9 protein-coding genes are annotated in these 11,065 nt (G+C 34.4%); all 9 read right to left on the bottom strand.

Going from position 1 to position 11,065, the window contains the following annotated elements; genetic code table 11:
- Positions 1–356 precede the first annotated feature (356 nt).
- Positions 357–2,954, bottom strand: coding sequence for an AAA family ATPase (locus AB1349_00740; GenBank protein MEW6555864.1), 2,598 nt, complete (start codon positions 2,952–2,954; stop codon positions 357–359).
- A complete protein-coding gene (locus AB1349_00735) occupies positions 2,951–4,072 on the bottom strand; it encodes a CsgG/HfaB family protein (GenBank protein MEW6555863.1) in 1,122 nt (373 codons plus the stop codon). The genes AB1349_00740 and AB1349_00735 overlap by 4 nt, the downstream gene beginning before the upstream one ends.
- A 169-nt stretch (positions 4,073–4,241) precedes the next feature.
- Positions 4,242–5,285 (bottom strand): glycogen-binding domain-containing protein, encoded by a 1,044-nt coding sequence (locus AB1349_00730; GenBank protein MEW6555862.1) that lies wholly within the window; start codon positions 5,283–5,285, stop codon positions 4,242–4,244.
- A 226-nt stretch (positions 5,286–5,511) separates the two neighbouring features.
- Positions 5,512–5,991, bottom strand: a complete 480-nt coding sequence (locus tag AB1349_00725; GenBank protein MEW6555861.1) for a cyclic nucleotide-binding domain-containing protein — start codon at positions 5,989–5,991, stop codon at positions 5,512–5,514.
- Positions 5,992–6,002: 11 nt separating this feature from the next.
- Positions 6,003–6,692, bottom strand: coding sequence for an adenylate/guanylate cyclase domain-containing protein (locus tag AB1349_00720; protein ID MEW6555860.1), 690 nt, complete (start codon positions 6,690–6,692; stop codon positions 6,003–6,005).
- The gene (locus tag AB1349_00715) at positions 6,646–7,926 is read right to left on the bottom strand and encodes an SUMF1/EgtB/PvdO family nonheme iron enzyme (GenBank protein ID MEW6555859.1); all 1,281 of its coding nucleotides are present in this window, start codon (positions 7,924–7,926) and stop codon (positions 6,646–6,648) included. Before AB1349_00715 ends, AB1349_00720 begins: the two co-directional genes overlap by 47 nt.
- 61 nt (positions 7,927–7,987) lie before the next feature.
- Positions 7,988–10,039 (bottom strand): tetratricopeptide repeat protein, encoded by a 2,052-nt coding sequence (locus AB1349_00710; protein ID MEW6555858.1) that lies wholly within the window; start codon positions 10,037–10,039, stop codon positions 7,988–7,990.
- Positions 10,029–10,439, bottom strand: a complete 411-nt coding sequence (locus AB1349_00705) for a hypothetical protein (protein ID MEW6555857.1) — start codon at positions 10,437–10,439, stop codon at positions 10,029–10,031. Before AB1349_00705 ends, AB1349_00710 begins: the two co-directional genes overlap by 11 nt.
- 228 nt (positions 10,440–10,667) lie before the next feature.
- Entirely contained in the window at positions 10,668–10,985 is a 318-nt protein-coding gene (locus AB1349_00700; GenBank protein ID MEW6555856.1) for a PilZ domain-containing protein, read from the bottom strand.
- Positions 10,986–11,065 lie beyond the last annotated feature (80 nt).

The raw sequence follows: 11,065 nt of genomic DNA, 5'->3' as shown, positions 1-11,065 counted from the left end.
CGCATCCCAGCATCAGTTAGTTCGTTGCCTTATTAACTGTGGGATTTGGTGTTGGACTGGTCGCTACCCTTTATCCAGTTCGGACTTCCACCGACAAGAATTTAAGGAACTTTCTTGGCACACTCATCATTTCACTCCATTTTTACCATTTTTTTTCATACAGGACGTAAAATCTGTCCAGTAGCTTAAAGTCGTATCTGGTTTGCCTTTATTTCTTTTTCAATCTGTTCTAAATATTGCAATGTTCGTCGGTCATAATATCTTTCACCACAATTCCTGCAAACCAATACTAAAAATCCTTTTGTTGTTTAATCAATAGAGCATTTGCTCTATATGAGCATTCGATATCCAACTTTTTATATGCCTCGCTGGTTTTTACTAAACTCATCAATCCTAACAAGTTCATCCTTTGAAATTGATGATTTTGACTTATATATTGTGTCTATCAAATACTGCATTGTAATTAATTGCTTTTTTTCCGACCCGATACTTGCCCGCATAGCCAGCATTGATGCCTCATTACATATTGCAGAAATATCAGCACAGGAATAACCTTCTGTAAGTTCTACAAGTTTCGCCCACTCTATATTTTTGTCAATGGGTCTATTTTTGAGATAAATCTCAACCAATTTCCTTCTTGCACCTTTATCAGGTGGTGGGATATAAACAAGTTTATCAAACCGACCCGGTCTCAATAATGCAGTATCAATAGAATCCGGTGCGTTTGTTGCTGCGATTACAATAACTTTTTGTAATTGTTCCATCCCATCCATTTCGGTTAACAACTGTGTTACAATCTGAGTCGCTGTCTGTTGTCCAAGACCACCTCTGGATGATGCGATTGCATCAATTTCGTCAAAAAATAATATGCAAGGCACATTTTCTCTTGCTCTGATAAACACATCTCGTATTTTTTCTTCTGCCTGACCAACTTTTTCAGATAAAAATTCAGGTCCTTTTATATCTATAAAATTTATATTCCCTTCACTTGCTAAAACTTTTGCAATAAATGTCTTTCCACAGCCAGGTGGTCCGTATAAAAGTATACCTTTTACTGGTTTTATATTATAGTATTCTAAAAGTTCCGGTTTTGTAAGCGGGAGCAATATCGTTTCCTCAAGTATCTGTCTGATATGTTCAAGTCCGCCTACATCTTGCCATGACAATTTTTCTTTTTTTATTACTTCCTGTGATTTTTCTATCTTAGTTCGTCTTGTATATTTTTCTGCTATCTCCTCGTATTCTTTTAACATTTTTAATGTAATGGTTGGCTTTGTTGCTTTTATTAAATTGATTATATCAGACATAGATATTTTTTCTTTTTTTGTTTTTGGTTTTCTTAAATACATTTTTACCGCATCCGAACAGATTCTTTCTATATCAGCACCTGTAAATCTTTCTGTTTGTTGTGCAAGTTTTGAAAAGTCCATATCTTTCGCTATTTCCTGATTCTTTAAGTATAATCTAAAAATGCATTCTCTGTCATTTATATCCGGTGGTGGAATATATATCAATTTATCAAATCTGCCAGGTCTTAATGCTGCGGGGTCTATAAGCTGAGGATGGTTTGTAGCACCTATAAGCAATATTCCATCTGTATTTTTCACGCCATCGGTATATGCCAAAAATGTTGCAACAATACCTTTTTCCGGCGAATCACTAAATGCCATTTCCTGTCTTTTAGGAAGAAATGCTTCAAGTTCGTCAAATAGAATTATTGATGGTTTATTTGCTTGTGCATCCTCAAATATCCTGCGTAAGTTTGCTTCGGATTCACCATACCATTTACAGGTAAATTCTGTCCCGCTTACAACAGTAAGGTTTGCGTTAGATTTGCTGGCAATTATTTTTGCAATAGTTGTTTTACCTGTGCCGGGTGGTCCGTATAAAAGAATCCCTTTTGTTGGCTTAAAACCTCTAATAATTAGATTTTCTCGGAACTCGCTGTCAAATTGTGAAGCAAGAACTTCTTCAAGTTCTGATTTTATACCTGATAACCCACCGAGATTATCCCATGTTATGTCTGATTTTATGAACTTGAATTCCGGTTCGGATAGTTTGCCTAATTTTATCAGTCCTTTAATATTATTTGCTTCAACCACCAGCGGACAGATTACAATTGCAGAAACGGAAGATATTAAAATACCAACAACTGTATTGGATGTTGATATGTTTTTATCAAAAACTGTTGGTAAGAGTATATAGCCAGATACTAATATCACTGCGACTATTAAGATATTTTTTAGTTGTATCTTAAATCTGCTCTCCTTAGAAGTTGCCAGTATTCCAACAGTAAGTCCGACAATAATCCATAACAGAATCTCCGCGATAAGATATGGTGAAGCTAAATATGTCTTTAAAAATAATTTAAGAAGCGGTGATAATTTCAGATTCTTAAATGAGTATTCAAGCCAACCAGTTAGTGAAATATCATCAGGTATTATCCTTTTACCATAAAATGTATGAAGCAATTTATTCCAGTTGCCGATATTTATTGACTGCCACCAGAGACATCCAAATCCGCTGAATACTGCACCACCTGTTCTCTTATACAGGAACCCTGCTAATATCGGAATAAGAAACCTGAAATCTTCTAAAGAAGTCAACCAGTAACTGATTGGCATTATACTCAACAATAAAAATCCACAAGGCAACAAAAATGTAGAACTGAATACTAACAATAAACTTATTATTACTAAAATCAGCGCTATCTCAAAATTTACTTTCGCAAGTGGGATAAACATACTCAATAAAAGTAGAAACATTCCAAAACCCGGGTTAATCAAACATATTAAAGGTATTAGTCCACAAATCAATAATATCCAGTGATACGGATAAAAAGTGAATTTTTGAAAATATTTAAACGCAACAAGCCCTATTAAAAAAAGAAAAATTATATACAAAATCTTACCTTTATTTTTTAGAATTGAACTTTTGATTTGAGTAAGTATCATTTTACATCAATAACAGAATTCATACCACCGAAGCCATCATCTACCATATTGGGATTCCCTAAATCTGGAAACCAATAGGAACTATCATCAACAACAAACTTGTATTGATATTTACCGGGTTTAAGTTTTTTTGTGATTGTCCAGGTGCCGTCTGATTGTTTCAACATTGGGTCAGCAGTAGAATCCCAATTATTAAACTCACCAGCGATACATACTTTATTAGCTGAAGGTGCATAGTATGTAAATTTTACACCTTTTTTTGTGATTATTGGTCCTGAGACGCCAAATTTTTTATATGCTTTTTTAGATATCTCAAAAACAGAATTGAAACCTCCGTAGCCGTCATCTTCTTTATTCGGATTTTTTTCGTCAGTAACCCAATTCCCATCAACGATAAACTTATAGTGATACTTCCCTGAAAGAAGAAAAGGAATAGTTATTGTCCATATACCAGCTTGTTCTTCTTTCATAGAGTACCATTGACCCCACCCATTAAACGAACCTGCAAGAAAAACCTCTTTTGCTTCACCTTCATAGATGAATTTTACACCTTCTTTTGTGATTATTGGCCCTTTCAGATTTTTATAGGAAACCGGTTTTTCAGGAGTTGGGACCTTTTCCTCTTTCGGTTTAGGCGGTTCTTTTTTCTCTTGAAATTTTAAGCCGGTGAGTTTCTTAACGAGTTCTTTTGCTGCCTCAGGGAGTTCTCTTGCTGAAAGTGCTTCTACCTGTTCTGCTTTCAATATTTTTGCTGTTTCAACATCAATAAGTGATGCTGTTATATAATACACATCAACAAGTTTTGATAAAGAGCCTACGACTATCCTTTGAACATTCAATATTTTACCTATTTGAACTGCACATTCTGCTTCTGTACAGCCGGTGAGTTGGAACTGTGCTTCTGCTAAAATCTTATCCATATTCCCTTTCTCTACTACACTGTAGAGGTTAGTATTCACAAGTTCTATTCTTAAAAAATCTGCAACTATAGACGCGTCCGCAGCGGATACATTTTTACCTGCAAAATCTGCTACTGCGAGATTTGTTTTTTCTGAAAACAGAGATGGACACAGATAAAAATACAACACAGATAACCACAGATATAAACTTTTTCTCATATTTCATTACCTCATTCTAAGTAACAGTTCAATCTTGTTGAAAAGATATTCAAAATTCTACGCCATTTCAGTGGCGGGTTGCTCGGTTTTAACCGAAACTAAAGTTTCGTAGAATTTAGAAGCAAAGATTCTAATCATGGTGAATTTCGGAATCATTCCGTGTTTTTCTTCATTTTACAATTAAAATTGAATTTCCATCTTTATCAAGATTTTTATTGTTATGTGGGTCTGCGGTCCAGCCATCTGGTTTTCCGTCAACACAGTATTTGTACTGATATTGTCCTGAGGATAGTGGAACAATTTTTACCCAGATTCCCTGTGGATTTTTTTTCATCAGGTATTGAGGATTTTCAATAACCCCATCTTTACTATCAGCCCAGTTATTGAACGAGCCCGCCAGGCACACCGCATCTGCTGTTGGTGCATAGAATGTAAACTTATATCCATCTTTTACAGGAAACGGTGCTGAACTTTTATCTTTGCCGGTTGGGACTATTTTTTCTGCGCTTTTTGTGACTTCTACAATAGCATTTTGTCCGCCGTAGCCGTCATCAGCTGTATTTGGATTTTCAGCGTCTGGTGTCCAGTTCCCGTCCACCACGAACTTGTATTGATATTTTCCAGCATCTAACGGAAGCACTATTTCCCATACATCTTGCTTTACCTGTTTGAGTAGATTTTTTGTTGTGCTCCAGTCGTTGAACGAGCCTGCAAGAAACACATTTTCGGCAGTACCTTTGTAGACGAATTTTACGCCTGCTTTTGTCTCAACAGGTCCGCCTTTTGCTTTAGAAACAATTTTTTCTACACCACTTTTTACTTCAACAACCGAGTTTTTACCACCGAGACCGTCATCGGTTGTTTCCGGATTTTCAGGGTCAGTTAACCAGTTACCGTCAACAACAAATTTGTATTGATACTTTCCGACATCTAATGGTAGCACTGTTTCCCATACATCTTGCTTTATTTGTTTCAGTGGATTTTTTGTAGCGCTCCAATCATTAAACGAGCCTGCAAGAAACACATTTTCGGCACTGCCTTTGTAGGTGAATTTTACGCCATTTTTGGTTTCTACAGGACCGTCTTTTTTTGTTTCAGTTGTTTCCTCTTTTTTTACTCTTGCTCCAAGCCCTGCAGATTCAAGCAGTCCAGACAGAATCAGGACATTCCATAAACAAACCAAACCAGCAACAAGCAAACACTTTTTTAACATACTACATACCTCCTGATATAACGGCAAATTTCAAATTCCAAGCACCAAATCACAAACAATGACCACATTTCAAATCTCAAAATGTAGTCGGCAATCCCCACATTTGTGAGGACAGGTTTTTAATTGCCGTTTATTCGTGCTCCGATTTGTCGGAGCACGGCTACAAAGTTCACGACTCCTGACAGGATTTAAAAGATTCAGCAAAACTTACCTAATTACCGTTTTTTTATATTACAGATGATAATGGTGGTGGCGTAAAAAACGAGTCAGCCATTTTATTATCCGCTTTTCTCAGTCTTTTACAAAGTACATTTATAAACACCTTATAGACCTTTAATGCTATCTCTGTCGTTTCATTTAATATCTTTTCAAAGTCCTGTTTTGAAATCATAATAAGAACCGAATCTTTTTTTGCGGTTGCAGTTGCGCATCTTGGCATATCTGTTAAAAGCGCCATTTCGCCAAAAAACTGTTTCTCTCGTATATATGCTAAAAACTCATCCTGCTGAGTTTTTTCTGACCTTTTTGTAATTTTTATAAGACCTGATTTTACAATATAAAATCTATCACCTGTATCACCTTCATCAAAAATCTTTTTACCTTCTTTACAAAATTCTTCTTTTGCAAATCTTAAAATTTTAATAAGTTCTTCATCGCCCATTTCTCTAAGAAGTTCTATCTCTTTCAGAAATTCCAAGTTTTCCATTTTTCCCCCTTTTATAATGTTTTTAATGCGTTTAACTCGTAAATTTCTATTTCTTCTTCTTTACCTTTGAACTTCATCTTGCCACAGGTTGTAACATCACAGGAATCTTTTATGAAATTATAGGTTGTTTCTGATAGAAAAATCTGTTTATTTAACTTTTTTCGTTCTAAATTATATCTAAAAAGTGCCTCAAGCATCTCCATCCCACATTTTACTGCTTTTAATGCATGGTCTTTCTGCTCAAATGGTGCATTCCAGAAACATAGTATAGCATCTCCCATAAATTTGTCAAGCACACCATCGTTCTTAAAGATAATTTCAGTCATTAACTTAAAGTAGTCATTAAGCATTTCAACTACTTCTTCAGGTTGAAGTTTTTCGGACAATGTAGTAAATCCCCGAATATCCGAGAAAAGAACCGAAACCGTTTTTGTTTCGCCTTTAAGTCCGATTTCATCTTTTTTTGTAAGCAGCAGTTCTGCAACCTGTTTTGGAACATAACTTTTGAATGTTGTTTTTATGAACTCGCGCTCTTTAAGTCCTTCTGTTATTTCATTAAATGCAGTTGCCAGTGAACCGATTTCATTTCTTGATTTTATATCAACTTTGACATCAAACTCGCCTTTTTCTACTTTTTTAGCAACAACCGAAAGTTTATTTATAGGACGGACAAGTATATTTACAAGAATAAATGTTAACAAAATACCGGCTACAAGTGCAACCACTGTAATTTTTGCTATATTTTTTGCTGTTTCTGATATTTTTCTCAGATGCCATAAGTCTTGAATCATTTTTATAGATATTGACATAAATTATAGATTCATCTTTTAACATTTCTTCAGTAAGATATTTCAGAAAGAAAATATCAGGTTCCGGGAAAAATGCCTGTTTTGCATATGAAGAGATAGAATTGGTAAAATATTTTCCCTTAGACAGCATATCGTTGGTAATCTCTTTTTTTTGGTTTTTTATAATAAGGTATCCTGTAACACACATTATTCCAACAATCAAAACAGAAATTATCATACTAAACTGTATTGCGATGATACTTATTTTTTTCATATTTCCTTGATAATCAGACGAAGTCCATTCCCAAACATTACCTGATAGGTCATAGCAGCCGTAGAAACTTTTACCATCTTCAAAAGAACCAACAGATGTTGTGCCTCGTCTGAAAAACCGTTTTATCACATTTGCTTTACTATCATCAAACATATCACCCCATGGATAAAGTCGTACACCTGGACCTTTTGCTACTTTTTCCCATTCCTGTTCTGTAGGGAGTCGTTTTCCACACCATTTTGTGTATGCAACAGCATCATTATATGAGACATTTGTTACAGGATGGTCAAGTTTACCTATTGGTGGTTCATTGCCTGACCAATCCAATGGTGGTGTATGCCCTGTTGTATCAACAAACTCTTTATATTTTTTATTTGTAACTTCGTATTTATCAATATAAAATTTTTCCAGATAGAACCGTCTTGCAGGTCGCTCATTTTCAAGTCCGGTATTAGAGCCAAAAATAAACTCGCCGTCGTCAACCAAAACCATATCGCCTATATCTTCAGATGTGACAGATATCCTTTCAAGCGGTTCTGCAACTTTTGACGAGGCAATAAGTTCATCCGTTTTTTTGTATTCTTCTGCAGTTTGTATATCTTCTGTTATATCCTTTTTTTCTTTTCGTTCGTATACAGAAAGTTTAGTTTCATCTGAAATCGCACCTTTCTCTTTTTTTAGCAGTTCTTCTATTGTTATATTGGAAACAGATTCTTTTTCTTTTTTATATTCCGGTAGTTTTTCAGGTTTTGCAGATGGAGTTACAATTTCTTTTTTTGTTATTTTAGGAATCTCTTTTTTAAGAAAATACATATCGGTTACTATCTCAAAAGTTAGATATACGATTACAAGAATAATGATTATTTTTTTCATCTTTCTACGAAACTTAGGCGGTTGAAACCAACCGAACCGCCACTAAAGTGGCGTAGAAGGTTTAATATTTTTTTATGGTATCAATGATACTTACTGTTTTATCAAGATATTTCTGTGCTGATGCATATTTCGGATTGTATTTCAGCACTTCTTTTAACAATTTTGCAGCTTCTATGTAATTTTCTTTCTGGAACAGGTCGGCTGCTTTTAGATACATATTTTCAAGTTCTGTATCTGTTTTTGTTGGTTTCTCAATTTTCTGTGGTTTCTGTTTTTTTGCTATTTGAAAAACCTCGCGGTATGCTTTGAATGCCTGATTATTCATATTCTTTTCTCTGTAGACATTTCCTAAATTAAAATATGCATCAGCGAATTTCGGGTTAAGTTCAGTCGCTTTTTTATAACATTTTATAGCATCATCATACAATTTTTTTTCTGCTAACAGATTACCGAAATTAAACCACGCTTCCACAAATTGCGGGTCATAATCAAGCGCAGTTTTATAATATCTTTCTGCATCATCAAATTTCTTCTCATCAAAACAGATATTAGCGAGATTAAGCAGTGCCTCTTTATTATGTTTATTGATTGATAGTGTAGCATTAAAGATAGTTTTTGATTTTTCAAGTTGACCTGTTTTTTTATACAAAAGTGCAAGGTTATTATATGCTGCTTGAAAATTTTTATCAAGTGAGATTGCTTTATTGTAATAACTTTCTGCTGAACTAAAATTATTCTCGTCAAAATACAGATTCCCGAGATTGTAATGTACCTGTGGAAAATTATCATCTATAGTAACCGCTTTATTGTAAAACTCTTTTGCATCTTCCTTCTTGCCGGTTAGAAGATAGACATTAGCGATATTGGAATAAACCGATGCATCATCCGGGTCAAGTTCGGTCGCCTTAAAATAATAATTTAATGCAGATGCATAATCCCCAAGTTGTTTGTTAACAACACCAGCGTTGTAGATAGCGGGAAGATATGAATCATCAAGTTCAACTGCTTTCTCAAAACATAATTTCGCTTCTTGAGGTTTGCCTGTTTCTGTATATAAAAGTCCCAAGTTATTATAATACGCAGGTTGGGTTTCGGTCTCAATCGCTTTTTTATATGAATTAACTGCTTCATTTTTTTTACCAAGTTCTTCTTGAACAAGTGCAAGATTATAGAATGCTTTTGCAAAATTTTTATTTATTTCCGTTGCTAAAAGAAACGATTTTTCGGCTTCTAGATACATTTTCTTTTTTCGGTATGCAATCCCTAAATTATTAAGTGCCTCAAAATCGGACTCTTTAAGTTCAACTGCTTTCTCAAAAGCAGGAATCGCACTATCAACATTTTCTATTTTCATATACAGAATACCGAGATTATAATATGCCTGTTGAAACTCCGGCTTGATTTTGACTGCTTTATTAAAATTTTCTATTGCTTTATCAATAATATTCCAACTGAGATAGATAAGTCCAAGATTGTTATATAAATCCGGAATATTTGGATTAAGTGAAATTGCTTTTTCATATTTTTCTTTTGCGTTTGTGAGATATCCTGACTCTTGATATGAAAGTCCTAAATTGTAATACCCGATGGCATCAAGCGGGTTGAGTTCTACTACTTTCTCATATTGCTTGATGATATTTTCATCAAGTTCTGTTTTAAAATATGTATAAAAAAAGTTTATATCCCGCCCGTATTTTTTTGACCGCTTTATTGCTTTTCTGAACACCTCATCTGCTTCTGGATTGTTTTGATATTCAAGAATAATACCTTTGAGTATAGATACAGAAGCGCTTTTTGGATATTTTTTATACAGGTTATCTACAAAAATTGAAATCCGGTTCGTTTGTTCTTCATTTTTGAATGCGAGTTCCTTGTAGATATTTTTTTTCACTAAATTACCTGTCAAAAAATAGCCGACTGATAGCACATAACTTAATTCTATAAAATCAGGTCCCTCTCCCGCCCCCCCTTGCTTCTGATACATCTTTTCACATTCTGTAATAATTGTATCCCAATCACCTTGCGCTATTGTATCATTTAGTTCTTGCGAAAACAAACAACTAACAAGTAACAAGCAACAAGCAACAAGCAACAAAAATTGTTTAGTTACCATATTTTTCTTTAACTATTTTTATAAAATTATTGAAACTATCTGCAAAACCTTTCAATTCGTCGTTTTCACGCAGGTTGATTTGCAGATTTAAGAGTTCGTCTGGTTTTACTTCATTAAGTTGTTTTTCTATCTTAAAAATCGGTCCTGCAATCCGGTGTGTAAAATATATTGTAACCAGAAATGCAATAAGCATAACAATACCAACCTTTATCATCAGCATATATTGAACATAAAGTAAATCCTGCGAGATTTCTTTCATAACCATTTTTGGGAATATAACATTCAATGCGAGATACAGATGCCATTCAATAAGCAATAATGCAACAATAAAAACAAGAATAATAAGCAATCCGTATTTCAACTGCAAACTTTTAACCAAGAATTTTTTTCGTCTGTACATTTTCTACCTCCTTGGAACCCGAATTGTAACCGAATATTAACCGAATGACAACCGAATATCATTTTGGTGCAGTTTCAGGGTTAATCAATCTACGGTAAGTCAATCGTGAACCTCTAAAATTTGCAATAATTGCTAATGGCTTTTGTGACGATTTTATAACTTAACTCTGGTTCTACTAATTTCATATTCGGTTGTATTCGGTTCTTTTATTCGGTGTCTTTATTTGGGTCATTTTTTGAAATATGCTTCTATATGTTTTTTCAATTTCCGTTTGTCAAAAAAACCTAAATCTATAAACTTGACACCATAACGATTAACACCTACGCCTTGTTGTATCCGGATAACCTTTCCTTTTATCTCTATTGGAAAATCACCAATTTTCAGGAATAACATTGTTCCTATATCAAGTGCAACATGTGTATCTAATGATAGACCGCCAATAGATATGTCAGATACATGTCCTCTACCTTTCGCTATTACAGAACCAAGTTCATAGACATCAATCAGTACTGATACCGATATTCTTTCGTGTTTTCGCAGTTCCATAAACTACCGCTGAACTAACGCTAAACTGACTCGCGTGACATAAGTCATTCCAGAGTAATCTGGAATCTACTGCTTGATTA

The organism is Elusimicrobiota bacterium (assembly GCA_040757695.1).
Lineage (GTDB): Bacteria > Elusimicrobiota > UBA8919 > UBA8919 > UBA8919 > JBFLWK01.
Note: the sequence above shows the minus strand (reverse complement) of the source record. Positions and strands in the feature narration are given on the sequence as shown.